The organism is Micromonospora sp. WMMC241 (genome assembly GCF_027460165.1).
In the GTDB taxonomy this organism is placed as follows: domain Bacteria; phylum Actinomycetota; class Actinomycetes; order Mycobacteriales; family Micromonosporaceae; genus Micromonospora; species Micromonospora humi.
In genome coordinates this window covers 6,652,915-6,671,658 of sequence record NZ_JAPZBF010000001.1, presented here as the reverse complement: position 1 = coordinate 6,671,658, position 18,744 = coordinate 6,652,915, and the positions used below count along the sequence as shown (strand labels likewise).

19 protein-coding genes and 1 pseudogene are annotated in these 18,744 nt (G+C 72.1%); 14 read left to right on the top strand and 6 right to left on the bottom strand.

Annotation, left to right across the window (positions count from 1 at the left end; genetic code table 11):
• On the bottom strand, nt 1-801 hold the full coding sequence (locus tag O7598_RS30495; protein WP_269694611.1) for a phytanoyl-CoA dioxygenase family protein: 801 nt from the start codon (nt 799-801) through the stop codon (nt 1-3).
• Nucleotides 802-930: 129 nt separating this feature from the next.
• Here O7598_RS30495 and O7598_RS30490 point away from each other — a divergent pair, with 129 nt between their 5' ends.
• The gene (locus O7598_RS30490; RefSeq protein ID WP_269694610.1) at nt 931-1,425 is read left to right on the top strand and encodes a GyrI-like domain-containing protein; all 495 of its coding nucleotides are present in this window, start codon (nt 931-933) and stop codon (nt 1,423-1,425) included.
• An 18-nt stretch (nt 1,426-1,443) separates the two neighbouring features.
• Here O7598_RS30490 and O7598_RS30485 read toward each other — a convergent pair whose 3' ends face one another.
• Nucleotides 1,444-2,694, bottom strand: a complete 1,251-nt coding sequence (locus O7598_RS30485; RefSeq protein WP_269694609.1) for a glycosyltransferase family 4 protein — start codon at nt 2,692-2,694, stop codon at nt 1,444-1,446.
• A gap of 80 nt (nt 2,695-2,774) precedes the next feature.
• On the opposite strand from O7598_RS30485, the gene O7598_RS30480 reads away from it, so the two are divergent.
• The 5 genes from O7598_RS30480 (at nt 2,775) to O7598_RS30460 (ending at nt 8,133) form a co-directional block, all read left to right on the top strand.
• Nucleotides 2,775-3,635, top strand: a complete 861-nt coding sequence (locus O7598_RS30480; RefSeq protein WP_269694608.1) for an Fpg/Nei family DNA glycosylase — start codon at nt 2,775-2,777, stop codon at nt 3,633-3,635.
• Between the two features lie 281 nt (nt 3,636-3,916).
• On the top strand, nt 3,917-5,422 hold the full coding sequence (locus tag O7598_RS30475) for a sugar transferase (RefSeq protein ID WP_269694607.1): 1,506 nt from the start codon (nt 3,917-3,919) through the stop codon (nt 5,420-5,422).
• Between the two features lie 10 nt (nt 5,423-5,432).
• Nucleotides 5,433-6,656 carry a sensor histidine kinase gene (locus O7598_RS30470; protein WP_091061679.1) on the top strand — a complete coding sequence of 408 codons (1,224 nt, stop codon included), beginning with the start codon at nt 5,433-5,435 and terminating at the stop codon, nt 6,654-6,656.
• Entirely contained in the window at nt 6,653-7,420 is a 768-nt protein-coding gene (locus O7598_RS30465; RefSeq protein ID WP_091061680.1) for a LytR/AlgR family response regulator transcription factor, read from the top strand. Before O7598_RS30470 ends, O7598_RS30465 begins: the two co-directional genes overlap by 4 nt.
• Nucleotides 7,421-7,470: 50 nt before the next feature.
• Nucleotides 7,471-8,133, top strand: a complete 663-nt coding sequence (locus tag O7598_RS30460) for a DUF5701 family protein (protein ID WP_269694605.1) — start codon at nt 7,471-7,473, stop codon at nt 8,131-8,133.
• 11 nt (nt 8,134-8,144) lie between these two features.
• Here O7598_RS30460 and O7598_RS30455 read toward each other — a convergent pair whose 3' ends face one another.
• Nucleotides 8,145-8,696: a Uma2 family endonuclease gene (locus tag O7598_RS30455; protein WP_269694604.1), complete on the bottom strand. Its 552-nt coding sequence runs from the start codon at nt 8,694-8,696 to the stop codon at nt 8,145-8,147.
• Nucleotides 8,697-8,865: 169 nt separating this feature from the next.
• Between O7598_RS30455 and O7598_RS30450 the strand changes: the two genes are divergently transcribed.
• The 5 genes from O7598_RS30450 (at nt 8,866) to O7598_RS30430 (ending at nt 13,953) form a co-directional block, all read left to right on the top strand.
• Nucleotides 8,866-9,300, top strand: coding sequence for a hypothetical protein (locus tag O7598_RS30450; protein ID WP_269694603.1), 435 nt, complete (start codon nt 8,866-8,868; stop codon nt 9,298-9,300).
• A complete protein-coding gene (locus O7598_RS30445) occupies nt 9,300-10,940 on the top strand; it encodes a sodium/solute symporter (protein WP_269694602.1) in 1,641 nt (546 codons plus the stop codon). Before O7598_RS30450 ends, O7598_RS30445 begins: the two co-directional genes overlap by 1 nt.
• 81 nt (nt 10,941-11,021) lie before the next feature.
• Entirely contained in the window at nt 11,022-11,786 is a 765-nt protein-coding gene (locus O7598_RS30440; RefSeq protein ID WP_269694601.1) for an ABC transporter ATP-binding protein, read from the top strand.
• Nucleotides 11,771-13,465, top strand: a complete 1,695-nt coding sequence (locus tag O7598_RS30435; protein WP_269694599.1) for an ABC transporter permease — start codon at nt 11,771-11,773, stop codon at nt 13,463-13,465. The genes O7598_RS30440 and O7598_RS30435 overlap by 16 nt, the downstream gene beginning before the upstream one ends.
• A complete protein-coding gene (locus O7598_RS30430) occupies nt 13,465-13,953 on the top strand; it encodes an SRPBCC family protein (RefSeq protein WP_269694598.1) in 489 nt (162 codons plus the stop codon). Before O7598_RS30435 ends, O7598_RS30430 begins: the two co-directional genes overlap by 1 nt.
• Nucleotides 13,954-14,124: 171 nt before the next feature.
• Here the strand turns inward: O7598_RS30430 and O7598_RS30425 are convergent, their stop codons facing one another.
• The 3 genes from O7598_RS30425 to O7598_RS30415 are packed head-to-tail and all read right to left on the bottom strand — an operon-like array spanning nt 14,125 to nt 15,380.
• Nucleotides 14,125-14,382 (bottom strand): hypothetical protein, encoded by a 258-nt coding sequence (locus tag O7598_RS30425; RefSeq protein WP_181570909.1) that lies wholly within the window; start codon nt 14,380-14,382, stop codon nt 14,125-14,127.
• An 18-nt stretch (nt 14,383-14,400) separates the two neighbouring features.
• Nucleotides 14,401-14,598 carry a DUF397 domain-containing protein gene (locus O7598_RS30420; protein ID WP_269694597.1) on the bottom strand — a complete coding sequence of 66 codons (198 nt, stop codon included), beginning with the start codon at nt 14,596-14,598 and terminating at the stop codon, nt 14,401-14,403.
• Nucleotides 14,595-15,380 (bottom strand): helix-turn-helix domain-containing protein, encoded by a 786-nt coding sequence (locus O7598_RS30415; protein ID WP_269694596.1) that lies wholly within the window; start codon nt 15,378-15,380, stop codon nt 14,595-14,597. The genes O7598_RS30420 and O7598_RS30415 overlap by 4 nt, the downstream gene beginning before the upstream one ends.
• A 283-nt stretch (nt 15,381-15,663) precedes the next feature.
• Between O7598_RS30415 and O7598_RS30410 the strand changes: the two are divergent.
• The 3 genes and pseudogenes from O7598_RS30410 to O7598_RS30400 all read left to right on the top strand — a co-directional run bounded on the left by O7598_RS30410 (nt 15,664) and on the right by O7598_RS30400 (nt 18,685).
• A pseudogene (locus O7598_RS30410) lies at nt 15,664-16,407 on the top strand (flavin reductase family protein).
• A gap of 258 nt (nt 16,408-16,665) precedes the next feature.
• Entirely contained in the window at nt 16,666-17,034 is a 369-nt protein-coding gene (locus O7598_RS30405; protein ID WP_269694595.1) for a DUF485 domain-containing protein, read from the top strand.
• On the top strand, nt 17,012-18,685 hold the full coding sequence (locus tag O7598_RS30400) for a solute symporter family protein (RefSeq protein ID WP_269694593.1): 1,674 nt from the start codon (nt 17,012-17,014) through the stop codon (nt 18,683-18,685). Before O7598_RS30405 ends, O7598_RS30400 begins: the two co-directional genes overlap by 23 nt.
• The last annotated feature ends 59 nt before the right edge of the window (nt 18,686-18,744 follow it).

The window sequence follows — 18,744 nt, the reverse complement described above, 5'->3', positions numbered from 1 at the left end:
TCACCGACTTCCCCTCAGGTCAGGGCCGGGGGTGTCCCGCCCGAGTCCTCGGCGAATCGCGATCTCCACGGGCGAGTACGCGCCGTCGGCCCGTTCCAGTTCGTACGGCGTGGCTGGCATCAGCGGAGGCTGGGCCATGAAGCGCGGTCTCGTCCCGTGGTGCGGTTGCGCCGCGTGCACCAGGAACGGATGGCACAGGAAGACATCGCCCGGAGAGCCGGTGGCCAGGGCGAGTGACCGGTGGTCGGAGGCCGCCACCAGCTCGGGCGCGAGGTCCAGCCCACTCGCCCCGTCCTCCCCGTACCTCGCCAGCACCTTCGGCACGTCGAGGTGTGAGCCGACCCGGATCCGGGTCGGGGCGTCCTCCGCACCGACCTCGCTGAACAGGAACAGCATCAGCAGCGCCCGGCCGCGGGAGCGGACATTGGTGAAGTACCAGCTCGCACCGTCCGGGAGGTAGCTGCCCTCGATGTGCCAGCCCGCGTCGTCCGGCTCGTCCCCGTGCGGGAAGCGCAACGGGAACGTGCCCAGCGAGTAACGCGGCTCCCAGCGCCCCTCGCCGACGAGCAGGTCGTACGCGTGATGGAGGAACGGAGAGTTGGGTGCGGCGGCGAACGGCCCCTGCGCCATGCCGGGCACCCAGTGCACGGGCTGCGTCCAGGTGGCTGGGTCGTCCGGGGCGCAGCCGGTCTCCCGCCACAGCAGCCGCGCACAGTCCGCTGCCACGCGCGGTGCGACGGCGCCCGCCAACTTCACGAAGCCGTCGCGAAGGAACCGGGATACCAGTGTCGTGTCGTCCATGCCCCCATCGTGTGGCGGCACCGATCCCGATCACCCGACACTTCCCGCCCCGCTCATGTCGGGTGTGCCGCACCAGCGACGGCCACGCTACGGAGGCCCGGCCGCCCAACCGTCGAAGGGAGCAGACACATGGAGACCCGTATCGTCGACCGTCCCGCGTTCCGGCTCGTGGGGCACGCTGCCCGGGTTCCCCTGATCCACCGGGGCGTCAACCCGCACATTCAGCAGCACATCGCCGCGTTGCCGGCAGAGGAGCACCTGCGCTTGAAGGCACTCGGTGACACCGAGCCGGGCGGCCTGCTCGCGGTCTGCGACGACCTCGACCCGGACTACGACGAGGGCAGCGAACTGACCTACCTGCACGGGGTCGCCGTGTCCGCGGGCACGCCCGTCCCGGGCGACCTCCACGTCGTCGAGGTGCCGGCGGGCCGCTGGCTGGTCATCCGGGCCGTGGGGCCGTATCCGCAGACCCTGCAGAGGACCTGGGCCACGGCGGCGGCCGAGTGGTTCCCCTTCAACCCGTGGTGCCTGCGACCGGGCCCGGAGATCGTCGCCGTGCCGGAGCCGATGGCCGGCGTCGGCACCGCGACCTGCGAGGTCTGGCTGCCCGTCGAGCCGGCGTAGCGACCGGGTGGCATCCGGTCAGGTGAGGGAGGCGTACACGTCGATCAGGCGCTTGGTGATCACGTCGGGGTGGAACGTGCGCTCGTAGCGGGTGCGGGCCGGAGCGGCCAGCGCGTGCGCCTCCGCCGAGGCCAGCGGCAGCGCGTCGGCGAGCGCGTCGACCTCCGGCGCCACCACCCAGCCGGCCTCGCCGCGCTGCACGCCGGTCGGCAGCGGAACGCGACCGTCGCCGGGCGCGGCGGTCGCCACCTCGGCCGGGCCGGTGCCGGCGGGCTCGCGCGGGGAGTCGGCGCCGACCAGGTACGGGATGCCGCCCAGCGCGGTGCCGAGCACCGGCCGGCCGGCGGCCAGCGCCTCGATGATCACGGTGGGCAGCACGTCGTGCCAGGTCGACGTGGCCAGCACCACGGCGCTGTCGGCCAGCGCCGCGCGTACCCCCGGGCGGTCGAGCTGGCCCAGGTAGAGCACGTCCGGCCGCTCGGCGGCGGCCGCCTCGGCCAGCGGTCGCAGCTCGCCGTCACCGGCGATCCGCAGCGGGCCGAGCGCGCCCGCCGGGTGCCGCCGCCACGCCGAGAGCAGCAGGTCCAGCCCCTTCTCCGGGCTGAGCCGGCCCATGAACAGGAAGCCGTTGCCCGGCGGCACCGGGGTGCCCGGGTCCGGCACCGCGTTCGGCTTGACCACGATCCGGTCCGCCGGGATGCCGTAGTCGCGCAGATGGTCGGCGACCGCCGTGGTCAGCGCGATGTAGCGGTCCACCGACTTCCAGGTCGGGCGGTGCACGGCGAGCGTGGTGGCCATCAGCGCGCTCTGTGCCCGGGAGTCGCGGTAGCACCGATGCACGATCGCCGGCACGCCCAGCGTCCGGCCGCGGCAGTCCTGGCAGATCACGCCGTCGCGGAAGTAGAGCCCGGAGGAGCAGACCTGCCGGTAGTTGTGCACCGTCTGCACCACGGGCACGCCGCGCCGGTGCGCGGTCCGCACCACCCAGGGCGAGAGCAACGGGTACGGGTTGTGCAGGTGCAACGCGTCCGGCCGGTGCTCGACGAGCAGTCGGTCGAGGTCGTGCTGGGCCTTCGGGGCCCAGATCGGCGAGATCGGCAGCAGCGCCTTGGCCGGCTTGGACATCGAGGGGATCTCGTCGGAGCTGCGCAGGAACGGCAGCACCTCCACGCCCGCCGCGGTGAGCTGCTCGATCTCCGCGTCGACGATGGTGTTCTCGCCGGAGGGCTGAGCTTCCCGGTACCGGTTGTGCGCCACCACGATTCTCACTGAGCTTGCCCTTCGTTCGCGACTGCGGGACTCGCAAGCTCATTCCTCGCGCTCACGGGAGAAAAGGCTACCGTTGTCCCGTGCCTGAACTACCGGAGGTGGAAGCGCTCGCCGGTTACCTGCGCGAGCGGGCGGTCGGCCGGCGGGTCGAGCGGTTCGAGGTGGCCTCGATCAACGCCCTGAAGACGTACGATCCGCCGCCCAGCGCGGTGGCCGGCCGCCCGGTCACCGGCGCGGACCGGCACGGAAAGTTCCTGGACGTCCGGTTCGGCGACGATCTGCACCTGGTGGTGCACCTGGCCCGGGCGGGCTGGCTGCACTACCGGGAGGCGTTCCCGTCCGCGACCCCGCTGCGGCCGGGCAAGGGCCCGATCGCGGTGCGGGTCCGCCTCGACGACGGTTCCGGGTTCGACCTGACCGAGGCCGGTACGCAGAAGAAGCTGGCCGCCTACCTGGTCACCGATCCGGCCCTGGTGCCGGGCGTGGCGAAGCTGGGCCCGGACGCGTTGGCGGCCGACCTGCCCACGTTCGCCGAGCGGCTGCGCAGCCGCCGGGGCCAGGTCAAGGGCGTGCTGACCGACCAGGCGGTGCTCGCCGGCGTCGGCAACGCGTACTCGGACGAGATCCTGCACGCGGCGCGGCTCTCCCCGTTCGCGATCACCGACCGGCTGACCGACGAGCAACTCGCCGGGTTGCACGCGGCGACCCGGACGGTGCTCGGCGACGCGGTCCGACGGTCGATGGGGCAGCGGGCGGCGGAGCTGAAGGGTGAGAAGCGCTCGGGGCTCAAGGTGCACGCCCGGAAGGGCCTGCCGTGTCCGGTCTGTGGCGACACGGTGCGGGAGGTGTCGTTCGCCGACTCGAGTCTCCAGTACTGCCCCACCTGTCAGACCGGGGGGAAGCCGCTGGCTGACCGAAGGTTGTCCCGACTCGTACGGTGAGTAACCGCACCGGCCGATTACTGAGCGGAATCATCCGGGGATCGCGGAAGGTCCCACTCCGCGGCTCTACCCGAGGCGTCATCCATCGGTATAGTGGCTCGGTCCCCGGCTTCACAACTGACTAGGAGCCGGCCAGATCTCACCCGAGCACGTGGGAGACTGGAACGGTGAGCGACCCGGGTCCTCACGGCGAGTGAGGGCACGGGTCATGCGGGAGGACATGGGTTGAGGTGACGACAAGCCTCCAGCGCCCGGTAACCGACACAGGCCGGAGCAAGAGCGTGCGGCACGTCGACAGCTTTGAGATCCAGCCGCCGACACCGCCGTCCCACAACGGCGTGCCCCGGTCGGGGTGGGCCCGTGCCCGGCGCCGGGTCTCCCGCTGGCACCGCCCCTACATCGCGATCCTGCTGCTGCTCGACTTCGGCGCGGCGGCCCTGGCCAGCTTCCTCGCCGTGCAGATCTTCGAGCAGGCGGACTCCGGCTTCAAGAACTCCCCGCAGGTGTGGTTCTACACGGTCGCGTTCCTGCTGCTGCCGCTCGGCTGGGTGCTCATCCTGTGGGGCAACCGGGCGTACGACCGGCGTTACCTGGGTCTCGGGCCGGACGAGTACAAGCGGGTGATCCGCTCCGGCGTGGCGGTCGCCGCCACCGTCTCGTTCCTGGCCTTCGCCACGGTGACGTCGCTGTCCCGGTGGACGGTCGGCTTCGCGTTGCTCGGCGCCCTGCTGCTGATCCTGCTCGGCCGGATGATCGCGCGTGGCAGCCTGCACGCGCTGCGCCGCCGGGTGGGGCAGGCCGGGCACCGGATGGTGCTCGTCGGCACGCTCCCGGAGTGCCTGGAGGTCTACACCACCGTCACCCGCAACCCGGGCGTCGGGCTGGTGCCGGTGGCCATCCACCTCACCGACGGGTACGCCGCCGCCCGCGGTCTGGAGACCCCGGTGCCGGTGTACGCGGGCCGCGACGTGCTGGCCCTGGTCCGCGAGGTCGGCGGGGACACCATCGCGGTGTGCGGTTCGGCCAGCGCCGAGCCGGGCGAGCTGCGGCGGCTGGCGTGGCAGCTGGAGGGCTCCGGCGTCGACCTGGTGGTCGCGCCGCAGCTCACCGACATCGCCGGCCCCCGGGTGCACATCCGCCCGATCGAGGGCCTGCCGCTGCTGCACGTCGAGGAGCCGACGCTCTCCGGCCCGGCGCTGCTGCTCAAGAGCCTGCTGGACCGGGTCGCGTCCGGGTTGGGGCTGCTGCTGCTCTCGCCGCTGTTCCTGGCCGTCGCGCTCGCCATCCGGATCTCCGACCCCGGCCCGGTGTTCTTCCGCCAGCCCCGGGTCGGGCACGAGGGGCGCACCTTCCGGGTCTGGAAGTTCCGCACCATGTACGTGGACGCCGAGGAGCGGCTGGCCGGCCTGGTCGACCAGAACGAGACCGACGGCATGCTGTTCAAGATGAAGCAGGATCCCCGGGTCTTCCCGGTGGGTCGCTTCCTGCGGGCGTCGTCGCTGGACGAGCTGCCCCAGCTGATCAACGTGCTCTGGGGCGAGATGTCGCTGGTCGGCCCGCGCCCGCTGCCCGCCGACGACGGCGACTTCCTGGGCGACGTCCGGCGCCGGCTGTTGGTGCGTCCGGGCATGACCGGGCTGTGGCAGGTCTCCGGTCGCTCCGACCTGTCCTGGGACGAGGCGGTCCGGCTCGACCTCTACTACGTCGACAACTGGTCGCTGGCGTACGACCTGAGCATCCTGTGGCGGACCGTCGGGGTGGTGTTGGCGCGCAAGGGCGCGTACTAGCGTTCTGCGGGTGGGTGCCAACCTCTCGGCGGTCTTCGCCGTCGTCTCGCTGGTCACGGCGTTGGCCGCCGCGCTCTGGGCGGTGCTTCGGCTGCGTGCCCGCCGGGGCATCGCCACCGCGACGCAGCGGGCCACGTACGAGGTGCTGCACACCGCCGGCCTGGCCGCCGAGCCGCTGCGGGCCGGCCTGAGCGCGGCGGACGCGGCGAAGGCCGTACGCCACCTGCGGGCGCTGGTGGGCGCGGCCGGGCTGGCGCTGACGGACCGGGACGTGCTGCTCGCCATCGACGGCGGCGGCGCGCACCACGGCGACCAGCTGGTCGCGGCGGCCCGGCGGGTGGTCGACAGCGGGCGCTCCACCGTGCTGCACGAGTCGGAGCTGCACTGCGACCTGGTCGACTGCCCGGTGCGCGGCGCGGTGGTGGCGCCGCTGAGCGCGGACGGCCGGGTGGTCGGCGCGCTGGTGGCGGTGGCCGACGAGCGGCCGGCGCCGGGGCTGGTGCAGGCGACGCTGGAGACCGCGCACTGGGCGGGCGACCAGCTCGCCCTGGCCGAGCTGGACTCGTCGCGGGAGCGGTTGGCCCGGGCCGAGGTCCGCGCGCTGCGCGCGCAGATCAGCCCGCACTTCATCTACAACGCGCTCACCGCGATCGGCTCGTTCGTGCGCACCGACCCGGAGCGGGCCCGCGAGTTGATCCTGGAGTTCGCCGAGTTCACCCGCTACTCGTTCCGGGCGCACGGTGAGTTCACCACGCTGGCCGAGGAGCTGCGGTCGATCGACCGCTACCTGACCATCGAGCGGGCCCGGTTCGGCGAGCGACTCCAGGTGCGCCTCCAGATCGCGCCGGAGGTGCTGCCGGTGACGCTGCCGTTCCTCTGCCTCCAGCCGTTGGTCGAGAACGCGGTCCGGCACGGCTTGTCCCGCAAGCCGGGCACCGGCATGGTGAGCATCGAGGCCCGGGACGCGGGCGCGGAGTGTCACATCATGGTGGAGGACGACGGAGTGGGGATGGATCCGACCACGCTGACCGCGGGCATCGCGGAGGTGTCCGGCGTCGGCAGCGACCCGACCGACGACCCGGGGCAGCACGTCGGCCTCTCCAACGTCGACGAGCGGCTGCGGTCGGCGTTCGGGGACCGGTTCGGCCTGGTCGTCGAGACCGGCCTGGGCTCGGGTACGAAGGTCAGCATGCGGGTGCCGAAGTTCCATCCCGGCGTCCGGGTCTCCTCATGACGGTCACCGGCACGGGTTTCCTCCGGGTGCTGGCGGTGGACGACGAGCCGCCCGCCCTCGACGAGTTGGCATATCACCTGCGGGCCGATCCCCGGGTGGCCCGGCTGCACACGGCCGGCGACGCGACCGAGGCACTGCGGGTGCTCCGCGACGACGACGTGGACGTGGTCTTCCTCGACATCCGGATGCCCGGGCTGGACGGCATGGAGCTGGCGCGGGTGCTGCGCCGGTTCGCCCGGCCGCCGGCGATCGTGTTCGTCACCGCGTACGACGACGGCGCGGTGGACGCGTTCGACCTGGGCGCCACGGACTACGTGCGCAAGCCGGTGCGCGCCGAGCGGCTGGCCGAGTCGCTGCGCCGGGTCACGGGCTCGCGGGTGGTGCCCTCGCATCCGGCGGCGCTGGCCCGGGCGGAGGAGGATCCGACCATCCCGATCGAGCTGGCCGGCACCACCCGGATGCTGCCGCGCTCGGCGGTGCGTTGGGTGGAGGCGCAGGGCGACTACGCCCGGCTGCACACCGCGGAGGGGTCGCACCTGGTCCGGGTCTCGCTGGCCACGCTCGCCGAGCGGTGGGCGGACGCCGGTTTCGTCCGAGTGCACCGCTCCTACCTGGTGCAGTTGCGGCTCATCGCGGAGCTGCGGCTGGTCAACTCCGGTTACGTGGTGGTGATCGACGGGACCGAGCTGCCGGTGAGTCGCCGGCACACCCGGGAGTTGAAGGACAAGCTGGTGCGCGCCGCCAAGCAGGACTGGAGTCGCTGAACCCCTGACGTACAATGTACGGGAGTCCGTACGACAGGGTGGAGGACCGCATGTCCGACGACCAGTTCGACGCCGCCGCCGAATTCGACCGCCAACTCGACCGCCTGGTGACGCTCGGCTACCCCACGCTCGCCGGGTTGCCCGAGGAGGCGTTCCGCGCCCGCCTCGCCCCGCTGCGCGACGCGGCCGTCACCGGGGCCGCCGGCCTGGCCGCGCCCACCGACCGGCGGGTGCCGTTCCTGCTGGTGACCGCGCGGGAGCTGGTGCCGGTCCCGGAGCGGATCGCGCTCACCACGCTGGCCGGCAAGCGCAAGCCCGGCGTCCTCGACCGCAACTTCCCCGCCGACGACCTGCCCACGTTCCACCCGATCAAGGAGCTGGAGGTGCCCGCCGGGCCGGCGTACCTGCTGTTCGACGTGGACCGTGGCGAGGAGTACCGCAACCAGCCACCGTCGGCCGCGCTGGAGGACATGACCGCGCGGGACCGGCTGCCGATCACCATCGACGAAGGGCTGGCCTTCGTCACGCTGCACCCGGAGGCGCTGGCCAGCAACAGGTGCTTCTCACTGGTCGGCTCCCGCTGCGGCGACCGGCGCGTGCCGGCGCTCTGGATCAGCCAGGGCGCGCCCAAGCTCGGCTGGTGCTGGTTCGGCAACCCGCACACCTGGCTCGGCTCGGCCACCGCGCACCCGGTCCGGGTCGGCCTCGACTGAGCTCAGCCGGCTCAGAAGATGTCGGCGACCGGCAGGACGATCGGGAACGGGTCGTCGGTGCGGTAGGTGTCCGCGGCGGAGAGGACGGCCGACTCGCGGTAGCCGGCGCCGACGTGCTCCAGCACGGTCACGGTCTGCTTGCGCGGCTCCACGAGCCAGTAACGCGGGATGCCGGCCACACCGTATTCGTGGCGCTTGAGCACCAGGTCTCGGCCGGCGTTGCCGGGGGAGACGACCTCGACCACGAGCAGCACATCGGCCGGGGGGAGGGCCGGGCCGCCCCGTTCGAGGGCGTCCTCGTGGGCGACGAAGAGGTCGGGCACGAAGTAGGAGGAGCGCTTCGCGCTGACCCCGACGTCCTGCCCGACGAACAGGCCGGGCGGGGCCTGCCGGTCGAGGAGCCGGCGGAGGCGGTTGGCGATCGCCCCGTGGCGGACGTCCGCGTGTGGGGACACGAGCAGGCTCCCGTCGAAGATCTCGTAGTCCTGGCCGTCCTCGGGGAGGTCCTGGAGGTCGTCGACCGTCCAGGCGTCACCGCTGCCGGGCCGTGCCGGGCTGGTCACTGTCACACCTCCTCTCTACCGGCTCACCCTGACATCCGGTCCGGTCGTCCACAACGACTCCACGCTCATCCACCGGGTTGTCCACAGGTTTGGCCGGTTATCCACAGGTTGTGCACAGGGCTTCCGGGCTGTGCTTGACATTCACCGCGAGCAGGCGAGACTGCCGGGGATGACCGCAGCCGAGGAACAGCAGCCGGCTCCGCTTCCCGGCCCGCGCGCGCCACAGCCGGCCCGCCCGCCGCAGCGGACCCGGATCGTGCTGGCCGAGGTCTCCCGCACCGGCAACCGGGCCGACCGCACCCGGTCCGAGCTGGCCCAGCAGACCCGGGTCGGCGAGACGCTGGTGCAGGGCCTGATGCGCGCCCAGCTCTCGCTCGCCCTGCGGCTGAGCCTGCTGGTGCTGATCGGGTTGGGCGGGCTGCCGTGGCTGTTCGCCATCGCGCCCTCGGTCGGGCGGGTCACCGTGCTCGGGGTCAACCTGCCGTGGCTGCTGCTCGGCGTGGCCGCCTTCCCCTTCCTGATCGTGGTCGGCTGGGCGTACGTGCGGCTGGCGGAACGCAACGAGCAGGACTTCGTCGACCTGGTCCAGCGGCCGGAGCGCTGATGGGCAACGGCTACGTGGTCCCGGCGATCGTCGCGGTCACCCTGGTCACCGTCGGCATCGGCTTCTACGGCCTGCGCCTGGCCCGCACCACGTCCGACTTCCTGGTCGCGTCCCGCTCGGTCAGCCCGACCTGGAACGCGGCCGCCATCGGCGGGGAATACCTGTCGGCGGCGAGTTTCCTCGGCGTGGCCGGGCTGATCCTCAAGTACGGCGTGGACGTGCTCTGGTACCCGGTCGGCTTCGCCGCCGGCTACCTGGCGCTGCTGCTGTTCGTGGCCGCACCGCTGCGCCGCTCCGGTGCGTTCACCCTGCCCGACTTCTGCGAGGTGCGGCTCGGCTCGCGCCGGCTGCGCACGCTCGCCACCGTCTTCGTGATCTTCATCGGCTGGCTCTACCTGGTGCCGCAGTTGCAGGGCGCCGGGCTGACGCTTGCCACGCTGACCGGCTCGCCCTACCCGGTCGGGGCACTGCTGGTCGCCGTGGTGGTGACCGCGAACGTGGCGCTGGGCGGCATGCGGGCGATCACGTTCGTGCAGGCGTTCCAGTACTGGTTGAAGCTCACCGCGCTCGCCGTACCCGCGATCTTCCTGGCGTTGCAGTGGCAGGCCGACGCCCGCCCGGCGGTGACGCCGCCCGACGGGCCGGCGTTCCGGACCGCCACCACCGTGGTGGTCGAGCACCGCGCGACGCTCACCCTGCCCGACGGCGACATCCGGGAGGTACGCCCCGGCGACCGCCTCGACTTCGCCGCCGGCGACCCGGTGCCGGAGGTGTCCGGCGCGGCGATCGGCGCCACCGAGTGGCTGCTGCCGGACACCGCGGGCGACGACGACCGCAGCCTGTTCGCGACATATTCGCTGATCCTGGCCACGTTCCTGGGCACCATGGGGTTGCCGCACGTGCTGGTGCGCTTCTACACCAACCCCGACGGGGCCGCCGCCCGGCGCACCACGCTCGTGGTGCTGGCCCTGGTCGGCGTCTTCTACCTGCTGCCCACGATCTACGGCGTGCTGGGTCGGATCTACACACCGCAACTGCTGGTCACCGGCCAGACCGACGCGGTGGTGGTGCTGCTGCCCGGCGCGGCGCTCGGCGACGGCACGACCGGCCGGCTGCTCGCCGCGCTCGTCGCCGCGGGGGCGTTCGCCGCCTTCCTCTCCACCTCGTCCGGGCTGCTCACCAGCGTGGCCGGGGTGATCTCCACGGATGTGCTGGGCCGCGGCTCGGTACGCGGTTTCCGGCTCGCCACGGTGATCGCCGGCGCGGTGCCGGCGGTGCTCGCGTTGAACGTCAGTGGGCTGGACGTCTCGCAGGTGGTGGGGCTGGCGTTCGCGGTCGCCGCGTCGAGCTTCTGCCCGCTGCTGGTGCTCGGCATCTGGTGGCGCGGCCTGACCGACCTGGGCGCCGCCGCCGGGGTGCTGGTCGGCGGCGGCGCGGCGATCGGCGCGGTGCTGCTCACGGTGCTCGGGCCGCCGCTGACCGGGTGGCCGGCGACGCTCACCACCCAACCGGCCGCGTGGACGGTGCCGCTGGCGTTCACCGTGATGGTGCTGGTCTCCATGGCCAGCCGGCGGCGGCTGCCCCGCGACGTCGGCACCACCATGCTCCGCCTGCACACCCCGGAGTCGCTCCGCCTGTAGCCCGCGGTACCCCTCAGGTATGACGGGAAGATCCTCCTTCCGCCGGACCGGACGGTGGCCGGAGCGGGCTACCGTCGGACCATGACCGATCAGCACCCGGCCCTGCACCTTCGTGGCCTGGCCAAGCGCTTCGACACCAAAATCGCGGTGGCGGGCGTCGACCTGGCCGTGCCGACCGGCTCGTTCTACGGCCTGCTCGGCCCGAACGGGGCCGGCAAGACCACGACCCTCTCCATGGCCGTCGGCCTGCTGCGGCCCGACGCGGGCGAGGCCCGGGTGCTCGGGTACGACGTCTGGGCCGATCCGGTACGCGCGAAGAGCCTGCTCGGCGTGATGCCGGACGGGGTACGCCTCTTCGATCGGCTGAGCGGGGCGGAACTGCTGGCGTACCACGGTCTGTTGCGCGGCATGGACCCGGCGGTGGTCGACCAGCGGGCGGCGGAACTACTCGACGTGCTGGCGCTCACCGACGCGGGCCGGACCCTGGTGGTCGACTACTCGGCCGGCATGAAGAAGAAGATCGGCCTGGCCTGCGCGCTGCTGCACGGCCCGCGCCTGCTGGTGCTCGACGAGCCGTTCGAGGCGGTCGACCCGGTCTCGGCGGCGCTGATCCGCGACATCCTGCACCGCTACGTGACCGGCGGCGGCACTGTGGTCTTCTCCAGCCACGTGATGGAGGTGGTCGAGCGGCTCTGCTCGCACGTGGCGATCCTGGCCGACGGCACGATCAAGCGGGTGGGCACGCTGACCGAGGTGCGCGGCGACCGGTCGCTGGAGGACGTGTTCGTCGAGGTCGTCGGCGGCCGGACCGCGACCGGCGAGGAGCTGTCGTGGCTGTCCCGGTGACCGCCGACGAGCGGCCGGCACGGGCCGTCTCGGCCCGCCACTTCGTCCGGCTGAAGCTGCGGGTGCTCGGCAACAACTTCCGCGGCCAGGCGTGGCGGATCGCGCTGTTCGTGGTGGGCGTGCTGTTCGCGCTCTGGTTCGCCGCGGGCGGCTTCCTGCTGCTGGCCGCGCCGGGCATGACCGACGAGCCCCGGTACGCGCTGATGACCGCCGCGTTCGGCGGTGGCTTGCTGACCCTCGGCTGGCTGCTGCTGCCGCTGGTCTTCTTCGGCGTGGACGAGACGCTGGACCCGGCCCGGTTCGCGCTGCTGCCGCTCTCGCGCCGCACCCTGGTCACCGGCCTGTTCGCCGCCGCCCTGGTCAGCGTCCCGGCGGTGGCCGTGATGCTGGCGGTGACCGGGCTGGTGGTCACCGCCGCCGCGCTGGGCGGCTGGTCGGCCGCGCTGGTCGGTGCCGTCGGGGTGGTCGTCGGGGTGCTGGTCTGCGTGGCCGGGGCCCGCGCGGTGACCAGCGCGTTCGCCACCATGCTGCGGTCCCGCCGGGTACGCGACCTGGCCGCCGTGCTGCTCGCCGTGCTGGCGGCCCTGCTCGGGCCGTTGCAGTTGCTGGTGCTCGGCGCGGTGCAGAACGCCGACTGGGACCGGCTGACCGGGGTGGCCCGGGTGGTCGGCTGGACGCCGTTCGGCGCGCCCTGGACGGCCGGCGTCGACATGGCGCAGGGACGGGCCGGCGCGGCGGTGGTGAAGCTGCTGATCAGCGTCGCCACGCTCGGCGTACTCCTGTTCTGGTGGTCCCGGTCGCTGGAGTCGGCGATGGTCGGCGCGGTGAGCGCCGGGCCGGCGAAGGCCCCGCGCGGCACGCTCGGCGGCGCGATCGCGCAGCTCTTCCCCCGCGCGGTCGGCTGGGCCCGGCGGGACCGGTTCGGCGCGCTGGTGGCCCGCGAGTGCCGCTACTGGTGGCGGGACGCCCGGCGGCGGGCCAACCTGATCACGGTCGCGGTCATCGGCGTGTTCGTGCCGGTGATGGTCAACCTGGGCGGCGTCTCGTTCGGCACCGGCGGTGGGACGTCGTTCGGCGAGTCCGCCGCCGATCCGTCCCCGGTGCTGGTCAGCATCTCGATGGTCTTCGTCGGGGTGCTCGCCTCGTTGACGCTGGCAAACCAGTTCGGCTTCGACGGCAGCGCGTACGCGGCCAACGTGGTGGCCGGCGTGCCCGGTCGCGTCGAGCTGCGCGCCCGGATGGCGGCGTTCTCGCTCTACGTGGTGCCGATCCTCCTGGTGATCTCGGTCGTGGTGGCGGTGGTGCTCGGGCGACCCGAGTGGCTCGGGGTGATGGCCGGCGGGTTGTTCGCCGCGTACGGCTGCGGGCTGGCGATCAACGTGTTCATCTCGGTGCTCGGCGCCTACTCGCTGCCGGAGACGAGCAACCCGTTCGCCATGAACACCGGCGCGGGCGTCGCGAAGAGCCTGCTCACCCTGCTCTCCATGATCTCGTCGGCGGTGGCGGCCGTGCCGTTCGTGGTGGCCGCGGCCCTGCTCGGCGACGTCTGGCTCTGGCTGGCGCTGCCGGTCGGCCTGGCCTACGGGGCGGGCGCGGCGCTGCTCGGCGCGTACCTGGCCGGGGACACGCTTGATCGCCGGCAGCCGGAGCTGCTGGCCGCGGTCACCCCGAGACGCTGATGCCGGTCGTCGAGGCGGTCGTCACCGTCGGCGTCCCGCCGGCGGTGGCGTTCGCCGTCTCGCAGACCGTCGCCCCGGTGCGCTACCGGTGGGACCCGTTCGTCCGCGAGCAGCACTTTCTCGACGGCGCGACCCACCCGGGCCGGGGCGTGCGCACCTTCACCCGGTCACGGCACGGCCTGGTGATGGTCAGCGAGTACGTCTCCTGGTCGCCGCCGACGAACGTGGGCATGAAGATGGTCCGCGGACCGTGGTTCTTCGAGCGGTTCGGCGGCGGGTGGCGTTTCGCGCCCGGCCCGGAGCCGGGCACCACGGTGGCGACCTGGCGCTACAACTTCCGGTGCCGTCCGGCGTTCCTGCGCCCGGTGGCCGAACGGATCGGCGGGTGGCTGCTCGGGCGGGACATCCGCCGCCGGATCGCCGGGTACGCGGCCGGCTGCGCCGACCCGGAGGTGCTGGCCGCCGCCCGCCGCTCGCTGCCCGGCTAGTCGCGCCGTGCTTCGGGGCTGCTTCGGGCTGCTTCGGGCTGCTTCGGGGCTCGGGAAGGCTCCACTTTTATGCGGTATGACTGAGAGTCATAATTATGACTGCCAGTCATACCGCAAAAAGGCGGTCTCTTCTCGACGCCGGACCACCCTGAAGACAGAGTCGGCCAGCGGCTACGCGGTGCGACGCATCGCGGCGTAGACGTGGTGACCCTCGCCGACGCTCAGCACGTTGACCAGCTCCCAGCCGTAGTTCGACAGATGCTCGACGGCCTCCATCAGCGGCGGGAACCCACTGCTGCCCCACTTGTGGCGCGCGATGATCATCAGATGCCGGTGCGGGTAGGCGCGCAGGTCGACCTGGCCGCCGAGGATCGCGTCGGCGGTGATGACGCGCTCCTGGGCAAGCTTCTGCGGGGGTACGAGAGCCATGCCCGCAGGGTAGGCGGGTCAGTCGAGCGGCGCCCGGTGGAGGTGCGCGACCAGCGAGCGCCAGGCGTCGGGGGTGAAGGCGAGGGCCGGGCCGGACGGGTCCTTGCTGTCCCGGACCAGCACCACACCGGGCAGGTTCCCCGCCACCTCGACACAGTTGCCACCGGAGTCGGTCGATCGCAATGACGTGCGCCAGCAGGGCTCGTCGGAGGTCATGGCGTCACCTTCAACTTCCGGACCAAATCGAGGGTTGCTCCTGTGGACAGCGATTCGCCGAGGAGGCTATCCCACTTGCGCTCGATCAAGGTGATGTTCTCCGGGTCGTCCACCACGTGTCCCCGCGCCGCGTTCTCCAGGTAGAGCACTCGCTCCGAGTCCGGCAGTTCGGCGAGCACGAACCCGCCGCCCAGGCCGGCATGCTCGCCGACCGCCAATGGCACCACATGCAGTCGCACGGCCGGCAGTTCGGCCAGTTCCAGCAAACGCGCGAGCTGACCGTCGAGGACTGCTGGTCCGCCGACCGGGCGACGGACCGCCGTCTCGTCCAGCAGGAAGACACAATGCGGCGGCTCGTCGCGGTGCAGTAGTTGTTGCCGCTCCATCCGGAGCGCCACCAGCTCGTCGGCCAGGGCCGGGGAATGAAGGCCACCGGTGGAGATGACGGCGCGGGCATAGTCCTCGGTCTGGAGCAGACCCGGCACCAGGCATGCCTCGAACGCGCGCAGTCTGACCGCCTGCTGTTCGTACCCCCGCCAGGGCACGAACCACGACGGACCGCGCCCCTGGTCGGCGGTGGTGAGCAGGCTTGCCAGGAGGCCGCCGGTGCCGAGGGCCTGGTCGGCGGCGGCCGCGAACTCCATGGTGGGCCGGCGGCGGCCGGTCTCGATGGCGGCGACCGTCGACGGGCTCCACCGGATCGTGGCCGCCAGCGCCTCCTGGGAGACCTCGGCCCCGGCGCGGGCGGCCTTCAACGCCCGGATCCACACCTCGATGTCCACCCTCACCTCGCCGGTAAATACGCGACCGCGCTCCGTAGTAACCCCTGGCATCCTCCCCGCCGATCCGACCGAGTCCAGGGTGGAGGTACGCGGCCCGGCCGGTGGAGGCGACGACCCGGCAGTCGGTCTGCGACGGGTCGCCCCGGCCACCCCCGGCCGGGGCGACCCCTTCCCCGGGGAGGCGCAGGTGCGAGGAGAACGCGGAGATCTTGGAAGGAAAGGGCCCCCGGAGGGGCCAAAATCTTCCAAGATCTGGACCGGGCCGACACGGGCACATCTGCCGATGCGGCCGGCGTGGCGGTGCCGGGGATGCGGGGCGCCCTGGCCGTGTCAGCCGGCCCGACTCGGGCTGCTGCGCGAGTTCCGGGGCGACCGAACCGCGTTGCTGTTCCATCTCGGCTCGCTGCTGGCCGAGGCGTACACGCAGCTCGGCGACGCCACCGACCTGCACGGGCGCTTCCTCGGCTGAGTCCGGGGCCGGGGCGGCACAATGTTTCACGTGAATCATGAGCAGCCGGGTGCCGAGATCCACCACACCGACCCGTTCGCGGTGCCGGCCGGGCAGCGCTCGCCGGTACGCCGGCTGCGTGGCCGGCTGGCCGCACCGGTGACGCTCTGGACCGCGCCCGGCCCAGCCGGACTCACCGTTTCATCGACGCTGGTGGCCGAGGGTGAGCCGGACCGGTTGCTCGGTCTGGTCGACCCGGAGTCGGAGCTGTGGGCGGCGGTCGAGGACGCCGGGCGGTTCGCGGTCGCCCAACTGGACCCGCGCCACCGGCAGCTCGCCGACCGTTTCGCCGGCCTGTTCCCGTCCCCCGGCGGCCTGTTCGCCATGGACGCCTGGACCGAGACGCCCTACGGCCCGGTGCCCGCGGACGCGGGCGGGTGGGCCGGCTGCCGCCTCGACACCGCCCGGGAGTACGGCTGGGGCCTGCTGGTCGAGGCCACCATCGAGACGGTCGACCTCCCGCAGGACACCCCGCCCCTCCTGCACTACCGAGGCCGCTACCGCGAACTAACCGACTAAGGCCGCCCACCGCCCCCACCGCCCGCCACCGCGTTGATCATGAGGTTAGCGGCGTATCGGATCCGATTTGTCGCCGCTAACTTCATGATCGACGCGGCTGGGTGGACCGGTTAGCGGAGTGATGTGGGTCACTCGGCGCAGTGAGGACGCCGTTGGGCGCAGGAGGTGACCAGCGCCCGTCCGAGCCTTTCGGCGGCAGGCTCCGCGCTCCTAGCGTGCGCGGAAATCCCCCACGCCTGCGAAGGTGGTGATCCACAGATGTCCACGGACACACCCGCGTCCGCACCCTCCGAGTCGACGGCGGAACGGTACCTAGCCGTCCAGCGGTCGGACGAGTTCGCCGGGTTGCGGCGCGCGCTGCGCGGCTTCGTCTTCCCGATGACCGTCGCGTTCTTCCTGTGGTACGCGCTCTACGTCATCCTCTCCGCGTACGCGCGGGGCTTCATGGGCACGAAGCTGATCGGCAACATCAACGTCGCCCTGGTCTTCGGCCTGCTCCAGTTCGTCTCGACGTTCGTCATCGCCTGGCTCTACTCGCGGTTCGCCAACCGGCGGATCGACCCGGTAGCCGACCGGATCCGCGCCGAGATGGGGGAGGTGAACCATGAACACGGTCCTCGCGGCTGAGGCGGGCAGCACCACCGCCCGCAACCTCACCATCACGCTGTTCCTGATCTTCGTGGCGATCACGCTGGCGATCACCGTGTGGGCCAGCCGGCAGACCAAGACCGCCACCGACTTCTACGCCGGCGGGCGTTCCTTCTCCGGCTTCCAGAACGGCATGGCGATCGGCGGCGACTACATGTCCGCCGCGTCCTTCCTGGGCATCGCCGGCATCATCGCGCTCTACGGCTACGACGGCTTCCTCTACTCGATCGGCTTCCTGGTCGCCTGGCTGGTGGCGCTGCTGCTCGTCGCCGAACTGCTGCGCAACTCCGGCCGGTACACGATGGCCGACGTGCTGGCGTTCCGAATGCGGCAGCGGCCGGTGCGGACTGCGGCGGCGGTCTCCACCATCACCGTGTCGATCTTCTACCTGCTGGCCCAGATGGTCGGCGCCGGCGCGCTGGTGGCGCTGCTGCTCGGGATCAAGCCGGGCACCACGTTCCTCGGCATGGACGCCGACACCGCCAAGGTCGCCACCATCATCCTGGTCGGCGCCCTGATGATCATCTACGTCACGGTCGGCGGCATGAAGGGCACCACGTACGTCCAGATCGTCAAGGCGTTCCTGCTGATGAGCGGCGCCCTGGTGATGACGCTGCTGGTGCTGGCGAAGTACAAGTTCAACCTGTCCTCGCTGCTCGGCGACGCGGCCGACGCCTCGGGCAAGGGGGCGGCGTTCCTCGAACCCGGGCTGCGCTACGGCGTGGAGACACCCGGGGACGCGCTGAAGACGTTCTACAGCAAGATGGACCTGCTCTCGCTCGGCATCGCGCTGGTGCTCGGCACCGCCGGCCTGCCGCACATCCTGATCCGCTTCTACACCGTGCCGACCGCGCGGGCGGCCCGCAAGAGCGTGCTCTGGGCGATCGGCATCATCGGCGCGTTCTACCTGCTCACCCTGGCCCTGGGCTTCGGCGCGGCGGCGATCGTCGGCGGGCAGGCGATCACCGCGCAGGACAAGGCCGGCAACACCGCCGCACCCCAGCTGGCCGAGGCGTTGGGCGTGGACTTCTTCGGCGGGAACCTGGGCGGCGCGACACTCTTGGCGATCATCGCGGCGGTCGCGTTCGCCACGATCCTCGCCGTGGTGGCCGGGCTGACGCTGGCGTCGTCGTCGAGCCTGGCGCACGACTTCTACGCCAACGTCGTCAAGAACGGGCAGACGTCGGAGCGGCAGGAGGTGAACGTCGCCCGGATCTCGGCGCTGGGGATCGGCGCGGTCTCGATCGTACTGTCGATCTTCGCGCAGAACCTCAACGTGGCGTTCCTGGTCGCGTTGGCCTTCGCGGTCGCCGCCTCGGGCAACCTGCCGGCGATCCTCTACAGCCTGTTCTGGAAGCGGTTCAACACCTCGGGCGCGGTCTGGTCGATCTACGGCGGCCTGCTCGCCGCGGTGCTGCTGGTGTTCTTCTCACCGGTCGTCTCCGGCGCGCCGACGGCGATGTTCCCCGACCACGACTGGCACTGGTTCCCGCTGTCGAACCCGGGCATCATCTCGATCCCGTTCGGCTTCCTGTGCGGCTGGCTCGGCACGATCCTGTCCAAGGAGCGTGACGACGACAAGTACGCGGAACTGGAGGTGCGCTCGCTCACCGGCGCGGGCGCGCACTGACCGACACTCTCGTGAGGCGGGGCCCTGCCACAGGCGGGGGCCCCGCCTCACCTGTATAG